Origin of the sequence: Finegoldia sp. BIOML-A1, assembly GCF_009678325.1 — a bacterium.
GTDB lineage: Bacteria > Bacillota > Clostridia > Tissierellales > Peptoniphilaceae > Finegoldia > Finegoldia magna.
In genome coordinates this window covers 71,591-89,034 of sequence record NZ_WKZF01000006.1, presented here as the reverse complement: position 1 = coordinate 89,034, position 17,444 = coordinate 71,591, and the positions used below count along the sequence as shown (strand labels likewise).

14 protein-coding genes and 2 pseudogenes are annotated in these 17,444 nt (G+C 30.0%); all 16 read right to left on the bottom strand.

The window, feature by feature from the left end; genetic code table 11:
• Window positions 1-283 precede the first annotated feature (283 nt).
• A complete protein-coding gene (locus tag GKG00_RS06670) occupies window positions 284-1,453 on the bottom strand; it encodes an IS256 family transposase (protein ID WP_172976495.1) in 1,170 nt (389 codons plus the stop codon).
• A 769-nt stretch (window positions 1,454-2,222) separates the two neighbouring features.
• Window positions 2,223-2,976: pseudogene (locus tag GKG00_RS06660) on the bottom strand (hypothetical protein); the annotation flags it as partial.
• A complete protein-coding gene (locus tag GKG00_RS06655; protein ID WP_154254830.1) occupies window positions 2,973-4,709 on the bottom strand; it encodes an ABC transporter ATP-binding protein in 1,737 nt (578 codons plus the stop codon). The gene GKG00_RS06655 and the pseudogene GKG00_RS06660, both read right to left, overlap by 4 nt.
• Window positions 4,702-6,423: an ABC transporter ATP-binding protein gene (locus GKG00_RS06650; RefSeq protein WP_154254829.1), complete on the bottom strand. Its 1,722-nt coding sequence runs from the start codon at window positions 6,421-6,423 to the stop codon at window positions 4,702-4,704. Before GKG00_RS06650 ends, GKG00_RS06655 begins: the two co-directional genes overlap by 8 nt.
• A gap of 100 nt (window positions 6,424-6,523) precedes the next feature.
• The gene (locus GKG00_RS06645; RefSeq protein WP_154254828.1) at window positions 6,524-8,158 is read right to left on the bottom strand and encodes an ABC transporter substrate-binding protein; all 1,635 of its coding nucleotides are present in this window, start codon (window positions 8,156-8,158) and stop codon (window positions 6,524-6,526) included.
• A 2-nt stretch (window positions 8,159-8,160) separates the two neighbouring features.
• Window positions 8,161-8,871: a dipeptide/oligopeptide/nickel ABC transporter ATP-binding protein gene (locus GKG00_RS06640; protein ID WP_172976494.1), complete on the bottom strand. Its 711-nt coding sequence runs from the start codon at window positions 8,869-8,871 to the stop codon at window positions 8,161-8,163.
• Entirely contained in the window at window positions 8,853-9,635 is a 783-nt protein-coding gene (locus GKG00_RS06635) for an ATP-binding cassette domain-containing protein (RefSeq protein ID WP_154254827.1), read from the bottom strand. The genes GKG00_RS06640 and GKG00_RS06635 overlap by 19 nt, the downstream gene beginning before the upstream one ends.
• Before the next feature lie 4 nt (window positions 9,636-9,639).
• Window positions 9,640-10,416 carry an ABC transporter permease gene (locus tag GKG00_RS06630; protein WP_154254826.1) on the bottom strand — a complete coding sequence of 259 codons (777 nt, stop codon included), beginning with the start codon at window positions 10,414-10,416 and terminating at the stop codon, window positions 9,640-9,642.
• Window positions 10,416-11,348, bottom strand: coding sequence for an ABC transporter permease (locus tag GKG00_RS06625; RefSeq protein WP_154254825.1), 933 nt, complete (start codon window positions 11,346-11,348; stop codon window positions 10,416-10,418). Before GKG00_RS06625 ends, GKG00_RS06630 begins: the two co-directional genes overlap by 1 nt.
• Window positions 11,349-11,368: 20 nt before the next feature.
• Window positions 11,369-11,962, bottom strand: a complete 594-nt coding sequence (locus GKG00_RS06620; protein ID WP_154254824.1) for a TetR/AcrR family transcriptional regulator — start codon at window positions 11,960-11,962, stop codon at window positions 11,369-11,371.
• A 170-nt stretch (window positions 11,963-12,132) separates the two neighbouring features.
• Window positions 12,133-12,450 (bottom strand): helix-turn-helix transcriptional regulator, encoded by a 318-nt coding sequence (locus GKG00_RS06615; protein ID WP_241673665.1) that lies wholly within the window; start codon window positions 12,448-12,450, stop codon window positions 12,133-12,135.
• A gap of 241 nt (window positions 12,451-12,691) precedes the next feature.
• Window positions 12,692-12,775: pseudogene (locus GKG00_RS06610) on the bottom strand (transcriptional regulator); the annotation flags it as partial.
• A 787-nt stretch (window positions 12,776-13,562) separates the two neighbouring features.
• A complete protein-coding gene (locus GKG00_RS06600) occupies window positions 13,563-14,039 on the bottom strand; it encodes a hypothetical protein (RefSeq protein ID WP_206670680.1) in 477 nt (158 codons plus the stop codon).
• A 153-nt stretch (window positions 14,040-14,192) separates the two neighbouring features.
• Window positions 14,193-15,170 (bottom strand): hypothetical protein, encoded by a 978-nt coding sequence (locus tag GKG00_RS06595; protein ID WP_154254823.1) that lies wholly within the window; start codon window positions 15,168-15,170, stop codon window positions 14,193-14,195.
• Between the two features lie 246 nt (window positions 15,171-15,416).
• A complete protein-coding gene (locus tag GKG00_RS06590) occupies window positions 15,417-16,091 on the bottom strand; it encodes a hypothetical protein (protein ID WP_154254822.1) in 675 nt (224 codons plus the stop codon).
• A 103-nt stretch (window positions 16,092-16,194) separates the two neighbouring features.
• Window positions 16,195-17,268: a restriction endonuclease gene (locus tag GKG00_RS06585; protein WP_172976493.1), complete on the bottom strand. Its 1,074-nt coding sequence runs from the start codon at window positions 17,266-17,268 to the stop codon at window positions 16,195-16,197.
• Window positions 17,269-17,444 lie beyond the last annotated feature (176 nt).

The window sequence follows — 17,444 nt, the reverse complement described above, 5'->3', positions numbered from 1 at the left end:
GGGTATGTGAAAAGTTTTGTGTATCAGCTCCTCCTGATAGGTTGTGAGCTGATATTTTTTTAAAATATACTTTTATTACTAAAATCTGAAAGTTCAGATATTTGTAACCTAATTTTGGCACAATTAAACTAAAAGGTCAAGATTTTTCTAAAAATCTCCCTTTTTGCCTAATTATATTTCTTAAAAATTTGAAGATTTCTGTCAAGAGCTGGTCGTCAGACCAGGGCTATGCCTTTACTCTTGATTGAATGATTCAAATTTTTTATTATTTTGATGGCAAAATTTAGATTCTGCCTTCAAAAAATATTGATAGTTGTGACAGTATTTGATCCCATCCTCTTATTCTACTCGTCCATTTACTTGAAGCATCTACCATCGCTAGATACAAGCTTTTTTGTAGTGCGTAGTCGCTTGGAAATATTGTTTTGTTTTTTGTTACTTTTCTAAGTTGTCTATTAAAATTTTCTATGCTATTTGTTGTATATATTAGTTTTCTTATTCCTTCTGGATATTTGAAATATGTTGCTAATTCAGCCCAGTTATTTCTCCATGAATTCACACACATTGGGTATTTTTTGCCCCATTTTTCTTCAAATATATCTAGATTACTTAGTGCTAGTTCTTCTGTTGATGCTTTGTATACTGTTTTTAAGTCTTTCATTAGCTCTTTTATATCTCTATATGATACGAATTTTGTTGAATTTCTTATTTGATGAATTACGCATTTTTGGATTTCTGTTTTTGGATATACACTTTCTATTGCTTGGCTAAATCCCGATAAATTATCTGTTGAAACTATTAATATATCTTCTAATCCTCGTTCTTTTAATTGATTTAATACCAATAGCCAGTATTTACTTGATTCATTTTCTCCAACCCGCATTCCAAGGATTTCTTTGTATCCTTCGGTATTATATCCTAGTGCTATATATACTGCTTTTTTTACTACTATGTTATTTTCTCTTACATGATAGTGTATTGCATCTAAAAATACAAATGGATATACCTTTTCTAATGGTCTATTTTGCCATTCTTCAATAGTTGGTAATATTTTATTTGTTATTTTGCTTACCATGGATTCTGATATTCCAAATCCATAGATTTCTTTTATGTGTGTTGATATATCTCTTGTTGTCATTCCTTTTGCATACATAGATATTATTTGGTTTTCTATGTTTGATATGTCTTTTTGATATTTTTTCAATGCTTGTGGCTCAAAGGATCCTTCTCTGTCTCGTGGAATGTTTAGGTCTATGTTTCCGTATGATGATTTAACTGTTTTTTTACTTGATCCATTTCTTGTGTTTAATGACAGTGGTTTTTCACCATATTCATAATCTAGATGTTCATCTAACTCTGCTTTTAACATTTGTTCCATTGTGTCGCCTAGAAGATCTTTTAAAGCTTCTTGTAAATCTTGTACTGTTTCTGGTTGATACTCTTCGATTAACATTTTGGATATTTTGTTGAGTCTTGTTTCTGGTCTTTTTCTTGGCATTTTAAAATCCTCCTGATTACTATTATATCAGGAGGCTTCTATACACAAACTATTTCACAGTCTCTTTATTACAAAAGATACAAGGGAAAACTTCCAAGTGAAGTTCGTAATTTAGCTTGCAAACATCTCAATTTAAAATGCGATTATTGTGATTAAAATTATTTTTATATTTATACACCTTTATCTTATATGAGTTTATAGATATTTGTATAGGTATATATAAATTTGATAAAAAATCGAGTAGGGCTAAATAAATAGCCCTCTCACACCACCGTACATGCCGCTCGGCATACAATTTACACATGACCTGCTTATATAGTAATCGTATGGATCGAATAATCCTGTTTTGTTTAGTCTTTCCTTTGTAATTGCTCTTACTAAGCAGGTTTTTGTTGCTACAAAATAGTACCTATTTCCACAATAAGATGTTAGTCTTGCTAATTCTTCTCCTCATACTAGTTGCAAAACAACTCTTACATCCATGTAATTTTTTTGAGTCTTTTTTACATATCCTTCTTCATCTTTTTCAAAGACAAAATGCTCATAAAACTGCTTAAAATGAAGGATTTCTAAATTTACATCTTTTATATTAACGCTATAGCTTCAGCAGTCGATTTCTGCCAATCAAAACTTCCTATTCGGTCGCTTCTCTTGGGAAATCTTTGCATGAGACCTGCCTCTACTTTTCAGTGTAGCTTCGCTTCTTGACAAGTAGGGCTAGGCTTCAACGTGCGTTGTCTTTTGCTTGGGAACATAATTTTTTATCTTCGTCATTCTTGTAGGAGTACAATTTATCAATGTCATTGTCTTTGGCATTTTTTCTTTTATCTTTGAATTTATTAGAATCTTGACTATCTTTAATTCCTGTTTTGAAGTAGAATGTTAAGTCATATGGATGGACTGTTCCGTCTTTGTCGATTCTGCCCACCACAACTTTATCAACTATGCTTTCAATTACTGTTCTGTTAAATTCCTCTATAATTTCTTTATTTTCTAAGATCTTTTTAAATTGCTTTAGTCTTTCTTTAATAAAACTTTCATCTTTTATTGTTAGTTCCAGTGTTTTCTTTTCATCAAGTAATTCTTCTTTTTGTTTTGTAAGTTTTTTATACTTTTTAGTATAAACTTCCTCGTCTATACTATCTTCTAAATGAAGATCAACTAACTTTCTTTTTTGACTAATGATTCTATTTAATTAGTCTTCTAACTTTTTCAAATCTTTGACTAAAGTATTATCATTTATTTCTTCTTTAATAGAGATACTTTTTTGTAGGGTCATAATCATAGCCAAGACAACCTTGAAAACCAATAAGCTCCCTTTTTTCCATTTTCATTTTTAATCCTTTTTTTACATGGGCTGAGGTATTTTCTACTTCTTGTTGAGCTACTGAACTTAATATTGTTAATAGTAACTCTCCATTCATTGTCAAAGTATCTATATTTTGTTCTTCAAAGACTTTAAATATTTCTTCCATCAATTATTTAATTTCCATGATTCTGCCTTAGCTTTTGCATTGATAAGATCAGAATAAAGTCCATTATTTTTAATCAGTTCTTCATGATTTCCACATTCTACTATTTCTCCATCTTTTAAGACTAAAATCTGGTCAGCATTTCTTATTGTCTTTAGTCTGTGGGCAATCATAATTACTGTTTTATTTTTTGTTAATGATTCTATTGCTTCTTTTAATTTATCTTCATTTTCTGGATCTATACTTGCTGTGGCTTCATCAAAGATTATGATGTCCGCATCTTTTAGCATGGCTCTGGCTATGGAGATTCTTTGTTTTTCTCCACCAGATAGGCTTGCTCCACCTTCCCCAATAATAGTATCATATCCTTCTGGTAAAGCTTCTATAAATTCATGACATCTTGCTTTTTTTGCAGCTTGAACTACTTCTTCATGGCTTGCGTTTTGTTTTCCAAATTTTATATTGTTTTCAATTGTATCTTCAAATAGATATACATCTTGAAATACCATGGAAATTGAATTCATAAGATTTTCTATCTTATAATCCTTAATATTCTTTCCACCAATTAAAATCTCGCCAGAATTTACATCCCAAAATCTCGCTATGAGATTACAAAATGTTGTTTTACCAGATCCAGATGGTCCAACAATAGCAGTCATAGTATTTTCTTTTATCTCTGCTGATACATTTTTTAAAATTGGTCTGTCATCATAAGAAAAGCTGACATTTTTAAAGACTATATCATGATTTTTTATAGGCTCTGTAATACTTCCTTCTCTCATATCAGGCATAGAGTCGATAAAACCTACAGAATCTATGGCATTTTCGCAAGCTCTTAGGATTGCCATGTTTGATCCTGCCCCGATTAAGCCTTCAAAGATAATAAATGATGCCATAATCATAAGAATTGTTTCAGCAAGCGGAAGTTCACCAGATAAATTTAATTTTAATGATACATAGACCATAAATACTGTTGTTATTCCCATTACAATTCTTTGGATAACTGTGTATGGTGCTACAGATATTTCTAAATCTAAAAGTATATTTGATGTATCTTTTATAGACTTCCTCAAAGCTCTGTTATTTTCTCCACCAAGATTATAGGATTTTATAACCTGCATTCCTTGTAAAGTTGCTAATACTTCTTTTGTAAGTCTTGTTTGTGTTTCTGTCATTTTATCTGCATTAGCTGATGATTTTTTCTCCATCATTGATGTAACTATAAAGAATATTATTACACCTGCTACTGCAACAAGCCCTACCTTTACATTAAATATTAAAGTTCCAAGGACAAAGACTAAAGTATTTAAAACTCCACCAAGTACAAGAACCAAAAGCATAGGCACCCACATTTCTGCTTGGGAAAGTGATGATGTGGCAATTGTAGTTAATCTTCCTAGTGAAAAGCTTGAAAAGAAACCCATAGGAACTCTTTTTATTTTTTCTCCTATTTCTATCCTCTTATGAGCTGACATAAAATATCCAGCGTGTGTTTGTGCCATTTGTGATGATTTTTGTGTCATTATCTTTCCAACAAGGGATATAACTAATATTCCAAGACAAACAAAGATGGCCTTATAGTCTAAAGTTTTAGAAAATATATTTACTAGCATATAGTAAATTGCACCAAACTCAAGGGCATTAAATACTGCATGCAAAAATCCAGCGAGAATAGATTTCTTAATATATACCTGTTCTTCTTTTGAAAAATTCCATATCTTTTTAAACACATTAAGCATTTTCATCACCCCTTAAATTTGCAGCATACATTTCCTTATAAAGTTCTGATGACTTTAATAGTTCTTCATGAGTACCATAAGAATTTAGTTTACCATCTTTAATAACAAATATCCTATCTGCATCAACAATTGTCTTTAGCCTATGAGCGATTATGATTAAAGTTTTACCCTTAACTAGATTTGCCAAGGCGTTTTGTATTAGAGCTTCATTTTCAGGATCGATATAAGAAGTTGCTTCATCTAAAATTACGATTGGTGCATTCTTTAGCATGGCACGAGCAATAGATATTCTTTGTCTTTCTCCTCCAGATAGATGACCTCCACCTTCGCCAACTCTTGTCTCGTAACCATTAGATAGGTTCATAATAAAATCATGGCAGGCAGATTTTTTACATACATCTATAATTTCTTCGTCAGAGGCATTCTTATTTCCAAGCCTAATATTTTCCTTTATAGTCATATCAAAAAGAAAATTATCTTGAGATACGAAAGAAATAAGTGAAGACAAGTTTTCGAGCGACACATCTTTTGTTTCTACTCCGCCAATTTTAATAGATCCCTTATCTACATTCCAAAATCCAGCAATAAGTTTTGCTATTGTGGACTTACCTGACCCAGAAGGACCAACGAGTGCTGAAACATTAGATTCTTTTATTTCCATAGAAAGATTATCTATAACCTTATTTTTTCCATCGTAAGAAAAGTCTACGTCTTCAAGTTCTATATTATAGGATTCTATTTTTTCTCCCTTGTCAATATTTTCTAACTCTTTTGAATCTAAAATCTTTCCTATTTCAGAAGTTATAGTTGATATTCTTGACATATCATCCATATAGTTCATGATTTTTAAAATGCTAGAAACTGTAGCAAATGATAATACTATTAAGGTAATTAAATTTCCTAAATCAATACTTCCATTTATATAAAATAAAATCCCAAAAGGTATGATTGTAATAATTCCCATAGGAGAAAGTAATCTACCTATGGCAACCCTATTCATAGATTCACCCATCCAGTTATAATAAAAGCTTGCATTATCATAAACTGCATCAGCATATTTTTTATAAGATGATTCGCTTTGATTAAAGGTCTTTATTACTTCTATCCCATTTATATACTCAACAATGGAATTATTCATATGTTGACCAATGGCAACTGACTTTCCAAACATTTCCTTATAATGAGCATTCATAACAGACATCATAATAGACATTCCTACCACAAATGGAATTAGTGATAATAAAGTTAAACGCCAATCTAATGTAAACATGTAAATAAACAATAGAATAGGTCCTACTAAGTTTGCCGTAAATTCTGGCACTAGGTGGGCAAGAGAAGTTTCCATAGAATCAACTTGCTCAACTATAATATTTTTTAATTCTCCAGATGATCTTGATAATACATCTCCCAATGGCATCTTAAAAAGTTTTTTAGAAATATCATTTCTTATTTCTCCTAATGAATTAAAGGTTGCGGTATGGGAAATACTTGTTGATATTCCTGCTGCCACTTCTTTAATAACAAATGTTATTAAAATATTTATGCATAGTGGAGTATATAAACTCATATCATTTGCACCATTAATCAAATTTACAATAATTTTTGCCATGTATATATAAGAAAAAAGCCCAGCAACTACTCCCACTATGGCAAGTAGGACGGATGCAAAATATGCTCCTTTTCTTTTATTTATATATTGTTTTATTAAATTCATCAAATCCCCTCCTTAATAAAACTTCTTAATAATAAGATAGGTCTATCCATTCACTACTTTGTAGATAGACCTGCCTTAAATTCAATTTATTAACCTATTCTCATTTAGCTTTTACACTGTAAATATTGAAAAATTGAGGTGTACTTGTAAAGTCATATCCACCAATTTTGTCATTTCTATACAAAATCATTTCTTTTGAATAAGAAAGAGGCAAATCCATAGCGTTTTCGTTTGAATATACTATAGCTTTTTGTATATTATCTTTAATCTCCCCTTCGTTTGTAGAAGTGGAAGCTTTCTTTATTGCATCAATATATATGTTTGAATCAGAAAGTGCTTTTAACGGCATCAAATGTGGATCCATTTCAGTGATTGATTCTTGTAAGAACTTATGAGGTTCAGTATAAGAACCCTCTGTATTCCAGGTTGTCAAATGAAATTCTCCCTTTATACCATCTGTCCACCATGACATTTGATCTTTTTCAACTAGGTCAACATCTATACCTACTTCTTTTAATTGTGTCTTTATTGCAAGTGCAGTTTCCTTAGCAAGTACTAAATCTGACCAGTAAACATATTGAAGCTTTAATGGACTTCCGTCCTTTTCTCTAATTCCTGTATCTTTATTGAGTTTCCAACCCGCTTCATCTAGCAAGCTATTTGCCTTTTCAGGAGCATAACTATAATTAGTTGGATAATTTGCATCACAATAAGCTACATTTTTAGGGAATAAAGTTTCAGCTACATCTTCATATGAGTATGTTAAACTATCGACAATGTCTTTTTTGTTAATTGCATAATTAATTGCTTGGCGAACTTTTAAATCTTCTAATTCTTTTTTACTTGGATTTAAAATTAGATTCTTAGTCAAAGTCCTATTTTTATTGACTTCTCCAGTAACATCCTTAATTTCAGAACCTTTTTTGAAGTCATCATAATTTATTAAATCTGCTCCATAAATTAAATCTATTTCTCCCTTATTTAAGGCTTGAAGTCTTGAGGAAGCATCGGGAATATATTTGACAATAACTTCATCATAATAAGGTTTTTCCCCATGATAATTTTCATTTCTAACAAATTTTGTATATTCTCCTGATTTAAATTCTTCATATACATAAGGACCTGTTCCTATATTTTTGTTAAATTTCTCAAAGTTTCCCTCAGTAAATGACTTTGGAGATGGCATCCCCAATACATTTTGGAAACAAAAGCCATTTATATAAAATTTAGACGGATTTTCATAGTGAACAGCAATCGTATTATCATCAATAACTTCTGTTGATTTTATCTCTGCAACAGCCCTTATGCCTGCAAAATTAGGGTTAGACTTATCAAAATCTAATATCTTTTTTACTGCATCAGCATTAAAATCTTCACCATCTGAAAACTTTACCCCGTCCTTTAATTTAAAGACTAAAGTTTTGCCATCATCTTTATATTCAAAGCTTTTAGCAAGTTTTGGTACAATTTCACCGTTTTCATAAGCTACAAGGGTTTCATAAATTAAACCACAAGCCATATTATTTTCCTTATTCATTGTTAAAGTCGTAAGGTTTGTCAGTTCTTTAGCAGTACATAAGGTTAAAACCTTCTTGCTTTCATCTTTTGTGTTTTCACTTGCTACATTTGAATTTTCTTGTGCTTTTTCTTGATTCTTTTGGCAACCTCCTAGTAAAATTGAAAAACTAAATACAAGTGTCAATAAAACCATCATATTTTTTCTAAGTTTGATCATTTCTATCTCCTTTGCAATTTTCCTTCTCTCAATATTTTTCCTTTCTTTATCTCTATGATATAATCTGAAATCTGTTTTGCTTGATTTATATCATGAGTGATAAAAATATAAGAAATACTATGTTTAGATTGATAATAAAAAAGTAAGTATAATACTTTTTCAATCGTCAGTAAGTCAAGCCCAGCTGTAACCTCATCTAGTATTAAAAAATCAGGATTAACCATAAGGGCTCTTATGAGCGACAATCTTCTTTGCTCGCCTCCAGATAGTTGGTGAACGGGCACATCTAATATTTCCTTTTTTAAATGTAAATCCTCGCAAAATAATAACACCTTTTCCTTTCTTTCCTTTTTCGACAAGTTTGTTAAATTAATAAGCCCTTCTTCCAAATTTTTAAAAGTGCTTATACCAGGATTTAAAGTACCAGATGTATCCTGGAAAACAGACTGGATATTTTTTCTATATTTCCTTATTTTTTTTAATTTTAATTTTGAGATATCTACAGAATCATAGAGTATAGATCCTTCATCTATTCTTTCTAATCCTATTAATGCTTTTGCAATGGTGCTTTTACCAGATCCACTTTCACCAATTAAACTTAAGTTATCTCCCCTTTTTAGTGAAAAGGAAATTTGATCTAAAGCTTTAAATGTTCCTTTTACTGTTTCAAAAGAAAGGCTAACATTACTCATAGCTATTTCGTCCATTTCCATTCACCTCCAGAATCTAATATTTTCTGACTACAGATAACAAATTTTCTTGTCCATTCTTCTTTAGGGCTTTCAAATATATCTTCACTACTCCCCTTTTCTATAAGGCATCCATTTTCTATCACATAGATGCAATCGCTATATTTTTTAAGAATATCAGCATCGTGTGTTATTAACAAAATTCCTTTGCCTTTGAAATTTGCTTTAATCAATTCAAAAAATAATGATGAGTTATAATTGTCTAAGGCTGATGTTGGTTCATCAGCAATTATATAATCAGTATTTAGTCCCATAGATATCGCTAAAATCACACGCTGAATCATACCTCCAGAGAGTTCAGTTGGATATGAATCTAAAACTCTTTCATGTTCAAGATTGACGCTTTTGAGCTTATCTTTTGCTATACTTAATGCTTCTGATTTATTTATATTAAGATTAGCAATATATATTTCAACCATTTGACTTTTTATCTTTTTTCTTTTGTCAAAAGAAATCATGGGAAGTTGAGGAATAAAAGCGATGTTTCTATTGTTGCTATAGATATTATCTTTTGCCAATATATCAAAATCATCTATAGTAATAGTTCCAGAACTTACTTTTAAATCCTCTGATAAAATACCAAGTATTGTGTTTACTAATGTAGTCTTCCCAGCACCACTGGGTCCAGTGAGACCAATAATTTTTCCCATAGGGATTCTAAGAGAAATATTATTTAAAAGATTGTTTCCTTTTTTATCTGTAACTTGTAATTGATTAACCAAAATCATATCTTCACCTTCTATTCGCTTCTTTTGCAATAATATTAAAAGACATTGTAGTAATAAAAACTGCAAAAATTGGGTAAATTATGAGTTCTGGCTTAATAAATATTGAATCTCTTGCTTCTAAAATCATAGAACCCCACTCCACAACATTTTCTCCAAGTCCAATTCCTATAAATGAAAAACCAGTAATTGCTAAAATCATATCCGCACAGGACAAACAAATATAATGAACTAAATCTAATAATATATTTGGTAGTATATGAACTAGAACCAACCTAGTCTTTGATGCACCTAGTGAAATCATACAAGTGCAATAAGCTTTATCATATTCAATATTTATTTGAGTTCTAACAAGTCTTAAAAATCTCAATATATATGAAACAACCAAAGCGATTAATGTAGTTTTTATTCCATTTCCCCAAGATGCTATAAATATGATTAAATAAGCAATTGGTGGTATAGCCGTTACAGCATTAATAATCGAATCTACTATTACATTCTTTTTCATGGTAACATTTGACGTTAGTGTTCCTAAAAGTAAACCTAAAGTAAAAATAATAATTGATGCCGTCATAACCATAAATAATGTAGTTTTCCCCCCGTACAGTATTCTCGATAAAACGCACCTGCCCATGCTATCATTTCCCAAAGGATACTTAGAACTTGGATTTGCAAATCTAAGGGGAAGATTAACTTCTAATGGATCATTAGGGGCAAGAAAACTTCCAAAAAATATAAATAAAATCACTAGGAAAGTAAATACTGTCCTTTTGTTTATTTTCATTAGTCTCCCCTTTCCTTTATCAAAAGATCGTTTATCAAATCTGATATTATATTAGCAAGTGCAATAAATAATGCTAAAAAGAAAACCAACCCATGAATCATCGTTGCATCACGATTTATTACAGAATTTACAATCAAATATCCAAATCCTGGAATAGAAAAAATTCCCTCAACTATTGCCACATTTGCAATCATAAGTCCAATACTCTGAAAGAAATTTGGAATTAACTTTACTATCGAGTTTGGTAATATATGTTTCACGAACAAAGTAAATTCCTTTAGACCATTTGCTCTAAAAAACATAATATAATATTCATCATTCTCTTTGTCTAAAGCATCTTTAAATAGTGGATAATAAAAAGAAGCCCCAAATATCCCTAAAGTTATTGCAGGAAGTATATAGTTTGTAATGCCAATATTACCTGCTACTGATAGCAAATCCCACTTTACTGCAAATATATCAAGTAAGATAATAGCAATATAAAAGCTAGGAATTGAAACACCAATAAGGCATAAAAGATTTGTAAGCTTATTGATTATCTTGCTCTTCCATAAGAAAGTAATACATCCCAAAGATAATACTAAAATTACCTGCAATATTGCGGAAAAGAAAACAACAGATAAAGTTTTTGGCAAAGCCAACATTATATTATCCCAGACAGGTTTGCCATTGCTTAAAGACTGTCCTAAGTCTAGAGAAAAAAGATTTTTAATCCAGTTAAAATATTGCTTATATACAGGTTTGTCAAAACCAAATCTTATTCTTACTTCTTCAATTTGCTCAGGTGATGGACTTCCGATATGTCTTTTAGCATATGCAGTGGCTGGATCGACGGGAGATAATTTCATTAAAACAAATGATAAAACACTAACAATTAATAATGTCACTATTAGCTCATAAAATTTTTTTAAAAATATCTTTTTTGTATTCATTTTTATACCATAATTTAAGCTCAGCCTAATAATTCAGGAAATTTATTTTTCAAATATTCTTCTAACATCTTTTTGATTGTTTCTCTATTTTCAATAAAAATTTCTTTTTGATTTAAACTTTCATATCCTAAAATCAAAGTATTTACAAAGGTCACTAAAAACTCATCTTTAAAAATAGATGAGAGCTTATCGTTTGGATCAAATGCAGACGATAAAATTTCTGTGTTTGTTTCTTTTAAATTTTCAAACATTTCACACAATCTTTTATCTTCATTTTGTAGTTTCAAAAAAATTGCATAGATGCTTTTAAATTCATTTTCATCATAAATTCTTTCCATCATCATCTCAGTAATTGCGTCTAAAGTCGTTAACTTAGATGTGTCGATAGTTTTGCTTTTTTCTCCTCTATAATTGATACCTAATTTCATAAAATCATAAATCATTTCATAGGTTGAGCCATAATGATAGTAAACACCACCTTTACTTAAACTGACTTTTTCTATAACATCTTCCATAGTTGTATTTTGGAAACCCTTTTCTAAAAAACATGTCTTTGCCGCTTCCAGAATTTCTAACTTCCTTTTTTCTCCAACTTTCAATTTTTTATCATTCAAAACTTTATCTCCTGTCAATAAATAATTCCGACGCTATCGTCAGTTTTATTATAACTCATTTGATAATTAATTTCAATACATGAATTATTTTAAATTTCAGTAATCTTATTTAAGATATTTGCTTGAACGCCCTTTATACTTCTTAATTAATTTCTTTAAATGCGGTATAATTAATAAAACCTAATAAACGCTTTCTTTTTCTCAATCTTAATATCCATTTGATTTCCTCCTTGAACTGAAATTGAAAAGTAGATTCTTGGGAAATATTGATACTTTTCTCCTTTTTTTACTTGACCTGGAGTTAGCTTATGAAAACTTTTAAAAGCTAAGGCAAAAGAATCCTGAGAATTATAACCATATTTTATTGCGATGTCTATAATTCTTTTATCTGAATTTTTTAAATCAATTGCAGCATTTGTCATCTTTCTTGACCTTATATATTCATATAATGAATATCCTGATACGATTGAAAATATTCTTGAAAACATTGGAAATGAATATCCTGTTATCCGTGTTATTTCTTTTTCATTAAGTTATCTTCAATATAGTCTATTGCTAAGTTAAAAGATTTCATTATATCCATATTTCCACCACCTTTAATTTAAATTGTACAAGGATTTATTAAATTATACCCGATAATGCTAATACAAATATTATAGCACCACATGTTTATACTATTTTTCTTCTCTGCCAGACTTCTTATCTTGCTCTTTATGGCCTCGATATCAATCACGATAATACCTCCATATATTTTCTAATTTCATCTTCTATTTTAAATAGTCTGCTGTATTTTATGAGTCGTCTTAGATTTTTCTTTTTAGGATGTAACGAAACCTTACACCCTTTAATAAAAAAAGAGCAGCTTTTTAAGCTACTCTTTTAGAAAGTACAAAATGAGTTAATTATATTTTTTGTGTTTCCTCATACCAGTCTCAAAACAACTCTTACGTCCATGTAGTTTTTTTGAGTCTTTTTGACATATCCTTCTTCATCTTTTTCAAATACAAAATACTTATAAAACTGCTTAAAATGCAGGATTTCTAAATTTACATCTTTTGTATCAACGCTATAGCTTCAGCAGTCGATTTCTGCCAATCAAAGCTTCCTATTCAATCGCTTCTCTTGGGAAATCTTTGCATGAGACCTGCCTCTACTTTTCAGTGTAGCTTCGCTTCTTGACAAGTAGGGCTAGGCTTCAACACGGCTTGAGTGGTCAGTATGAATAAATTTCATATTTTTCAAAAACCTCATATTTTGGAATAATTCAATTATTTTTATTCTCTTTTATACTAGCTACTTTACAAAAAATTAACCTTTTTTATATAAAAATGATGAATTCTTTCTAGGGTTTCAGTAAGAAATCACACACATTAATAAACTTCTGTCATCTGCATAGCAGTAAATTCGTTGACATTCCTTCTCGCTGGTGTTATCCCAAATAAAAAAGAGGATGAAGATATTCTCTCCCCGTCTTTTGGTTTGTCTCTCGACTCACCTGTGCTCTTATGGGGAAACATTCTATTCAAAATGTTTATATTACCACCTTCTAAATTTAAGTATAAGAAAAGCACCTACTTTTGTAGATGCTCTAATCTCACTATCATTGATTTCGCCATAATTCTTTAATTGGTAAGGCTACCTTTTCAAAAAAATCTGTTTTGCTTTTTCTGCTACCTGGATGGTATGTTCTAACTATAATCTTATTTTTATAAATTAAATAGCTAAAATAATCAGAAACATAAGTCCAATCACTAGTATTTAAATCTAGAATATCTTGAATAAATATATCTCCTGTTCCTCCACAAATGATAATATCTGGGTGATATATTTCAAGTTGTTTTTTTATGAACTCCTTATCAGTTTTTGCAAATTTATCTATCTCAGAATTATGAGCTGTTCCACCTCCAGGTGTTTTCTTTAAATTAATTACAGAAATAGGAGCAAGATATTTTTTTCTTTCTTTTTCTCCTATATAGTCAATTTTATCATAATCTTTGCCATATAATATATTAGCAACCCATCTTGAAGTATTATTCCATGTTTTACCGCCTTCTGCACCTTTTCTTAGAAAATTCATTAAATCAAAGCTATTTTTAGTATTTACTTCTTTTAAGATAACTGTAATTTTTGGTCTTGCAAAAACATATGAATTAACATTTACTAATCCATCTGGAACAAATTCTTTATGCTTTGTTTTCCACTCATCGAAGAGCTTAGTCTCTTCTTTTTTTTAATTTAATGCAATAAAATAATCTCTAAGATATAAGTGCAAAACAAATGCCTTAGGTGTAATATAGCTAAAGGATTGTAAATACTTTTTAATCATATTATCTTTTATGTTTAAATCAGTATTCTTGCCAAAAGATATGTCGTTGGCTAATTTAGCAGATTCTTCAGATGAGTATCCATTGTTTTTTAAATAAAGAAAAATATCTTCCCTAGTTCTTGGAAATTTGGGATTTAAAGTCTTCTTAACCTCTACATATGCTTTTCTAGTTAATCTTAATATAGCCGAAAGTTCTACCATTTCCCCAAAACTTTTTATCTCATCCAGTACTTCTATATTATCATCAAGAAAAAATCTCATTATATCTTTTAAATCCTGTTTTTTAGGATTTAAACTTAATAAAAAATCATCTACGTCTATTTGTTTTATCAAATCCCTACCAAGAAAATTATCAGCAAAACTATCTTTGAATGTAATGATTGTTGATCCATAAGAAATTTCCTCGGCATTCCAAGAAATTATTCTAGATTTAAATGGATAAATATTTCCTATTAAATCTTTAACTACGTCGCTGTGTTTCTCATAGAGATACAATCTAAAGGCATTATTACTTTTTAAATTTAAAATATATTCTCCTGTAATATCAAATCCATCTCTATGAAACCCATCTTTCTTAGGCAGATCTACGCCATAAGATGCAGAATTATCAAATATAATAGTTTTTTTATTCGGTTCATAATAATGGGCAGGCATGGGATTTATATACTCTAACTCTAAAAGATAAAGTGAGAGCAGTCCTATTGGGAAAATATAAACATTTTGACCTTTATAAATTTCTTTAATTTTTAAAAGAATTTCAATCTGCTTAAACCAATCATTCTTGTCAAAATATCCTAGTTCGCTTTCTACCCTATCTTTTACATACTTATTATTAGGATATTTTTCTTGTGCAGCTTTTCTAACTAATTCTCTAATATTCATAAAAACCTCCTTGTTTTCTTAGCTACGCATATAAACTGTTTTAAGGGTTAAAAGATCTTCGTTTAAGTTAAGTATTGGACGATCTGTGTAACCAATTTTCATTTTTCCCTACTTTCGATTTTTCTTTATAATATTATCCTAATTAAAGGTTTTTCTTCTGCTATCTTGTGCAGCCGTTTTCCTTAAATGTTTTTTGTCTTCTAAATATTGTTAGCTAGAGTAAAACTTTTAAAACTAAATCTTCTTCTAGATTATCATATTTTTATCTATATTAGAATATGAATTTTCTAGAATTTCGTGAACTGCATCTATTAAAGAATAATATAAGTATGCATCTCTTATCCTTGCTTCAGGGTGTGTAAAGCTAACTATTATTTTCTCCTTAAATTTTATAAACTGAACCCCTCTTTTTGTCATATTCCAATTGACAAACTTAGACTCAAAATAGTTTTTAACGAAATCATCAGCTGTGCCGCAACAAATTATTATATCTGGATTATATAGATCTACTTGTTTTTTTATAAGATTCCTGTTTTCAAAGGCTGCCATAGAAATTTTTTTATATTCTGAAGTATGGTGTCCCGGTGTCTTTTTTAAGTTAATTACCCCTATCTTTTTGAGAAAATCTTTCCTTCTTTTTTCATTATTTTTTTCAAGATAAGCCCAGTCATATTCTTGATTTAAATTAAGTAAACCTTCCGTCCACCTAGCTACATTATCCCATGTTTGAGAACGACCACCTTCAGATAAAAAATCTTTTAAATTCCAACCAGATCCACCATTAACTTCTTTCATTATATAGACTATTTTATATTTTGAATCTAGGTATTCTTCTTCATTGACAATTCCGTCTTCAACTATGCTAGGGTCTATTTTTCTAAGCTTGTCGAAAATGTCTTTTTCTTTTTCTTTAATATCCATATTATTCATCCTCACTAGACAAATGGACTGATTTTTCTTTCTACTATTTTTATGAATGATATCTAAGGTTTTTAAAGACTAGTGCAAGAGAACCACTAGCCATCTAGTTAAATTTTTTTAAATCCAACAAATCAATCCCTGCATTGAATATCATTTCTACAAATTCTCTGCCATCAACTAATCTAATATTAGCTTCCCCTTTATCTTTATATTCTTTTGCCTTTTGTTTAACTTCATCTGCAAAAAAACCTGTTGTTAATAGCCATGCAATATCTACTTCATCTTCATCGTCTGGATTGCTGTTTATATTGTCTATATAGTCTTTTATTTGATTTAATCCTTCCATTCCTGTTTCGCCATTATGTTTTTTTACTTGCACATAGTAGGTAGTCTTCAAATCAGTAAACGTAGCTTTTACGTCAGCATCAGAACCTTCTGGTTTTCCTGGGTCATTTTTAGCAAGAATTTTTACATCATCTGCACCTATCTTTTTAAAATATTGATCCACTAACATCTCGATTTGTTCCGGCGTATATTCTCCAAAAATATTATCCTTAATAAATTTATTTTTTATTTCTTCTATAAAAACATCATAGACATCATGAGGTTTTTTTACAACTATTGCATCCTCTACCTCATTAGCAAGATCTGTAATATCTGAGTTTGTTTGTCTATTTTTCATTCTGCTAATTAACTTAGACTCAGCGAAATTCCTTGGTTTTGGATCTTCATATTTCAGAATAGATTCGACCTTTATAAAAAAACCTAAGTCCACTGGTTCATTAATAGTAGTATTTACAAGGTATGAACCTACAATTTCAAATTCTTCTTTGTTGCTTGCTTTAAATTTACCGATTTTCAAATTACTAATAGGCTGCATTTCTTCTAGTATTCTGTACACTCCAAATTTGCCTCCATACATAGGAACTAATACAGTATCTCCTACTTTCATTTTTCCAAAATACCATAGGGACCACCTGCCTTTAGTAGTTATTCCGCGTTTTTCTGTATAGTCTCTAAAATCTGTGCCACTTTCTTTATCTTTTATAGTCTCAATGAGTTTATCAGGATGATCTAAAAATAAAGACCACCCAATAGTAAGATAACCTTTCTTTAACAAATCATAAGACACTTCTCCGTGATGAGATATCCTGTGTAACCAATACTTCTTTTCCATTGTTTTCATCCTTATCTTATAAATATTTTTTCCTTATTAAATTAAATTCTATTTCTTTTCCAACAAAGCAAGGCTTTCCACATGGCTTGAGGGGTCAGTATGGATAACATTGGTTATTTTTCAAAAGCCTCGTATGTGGGAATATATCCTATAATTGATTAATTAAAAATACTCTA

Excerpts from the sequence above, each read along its gene's own strand:
- GKG00_RS06670 (WP_172976495.1), bottom strand. The coding sequence starts at position 1,453 with ATGTTAATCGAAGAGTATCAACCAGAAACAGTACAAGATTTACAAGAA.
- GKG00_RS06655 (WP_154254830.1), bottom strand. The coding sequence starts at position 4,709 with ATGCTTAATGTGTTTAAAAAGATATGGAATTTTTCAAAAGAAGAACAG.
- GKG00_RS06650 (WP_154254829.1), bottom strand. The coding sequence starts at position 6,423 with ATGAATTTAATAAAACAATATATAAATAAAAGAAAAGGAGCATATTTT.
- GKG00_RS06645 (WP_154254828.1), bottom strand. The coding sequence starts at position 8,158 with ATGATCAAACTTAGAAAAAATATGATGGTTTTATTGACACTTGTATTT.
- GKG00_RS06640 (WP_172976494.1), bottom strand. The coding sequence starts at position 8,871 with ATGGAAATGGACGAAATAGCTATGAGTAATGTTAGCCTTTCTTTTGAA.
- GKG00_RS06635 (WP_154254827.1), bottom strand. The coding sequence starts at position 9,635 with ATGATTTTGGTTAATCAATTACAAGTTACAGATAAAAAAGGAAACAAT.
- GKG00_RS06630 (WP_154254826.1), bottom strand. The coding sequence starts at position 10,416 with ATGAAAATAAACAAAAGGACAGTATTTACTTTCCTAGTGATTTTATTT.
- GKG00_RS06625 (WP_154254825.1), bottom strand. The coding sequence starts at position 11,348 with ATGAATACAAAAAAGATATTTTTAAAAAAATTTTATGAGCTAATAGTG.
- GKG00_RS06615 (WP_241673665.1), bottom strand. The coding sequence starts at position 12,450 with ATGTTTTCAAGAATATTTTCAATCGTATCAGGATATTCATTATATGAA.
- GKG00_RS06600 (WP_206670680.1), bottom strand. The coding sequence starts at position 14,039 with ATGAATTTTCTAAGAAAAGGTGCAGAAGGCGGTAAAACATGGAATAAT.
- GKG00_RS06595 (WP_154254823.1), bottom strand. The coding sequence starts at position 15,170 with ATGAATATTAGAGAATTAGTTAGAAAAGCTGCACAAGAAAAATATCCT.
- GKG00_RS06590 (WP_154254822.1), bottom strand. The coding sequence starts at position 16,091 with ATGGATATTAAAGAAAAAGAAAAAGACATTTTCGACAAGCTTAGAAAA.
- GKG00_RS06585 (WP_172976493.1), bottom strand. The coding sequence starts at position 17,268 with ATGGAAAAGAAGTATTGGTTACACAGGATATCTCATCACGGAGAAGTG.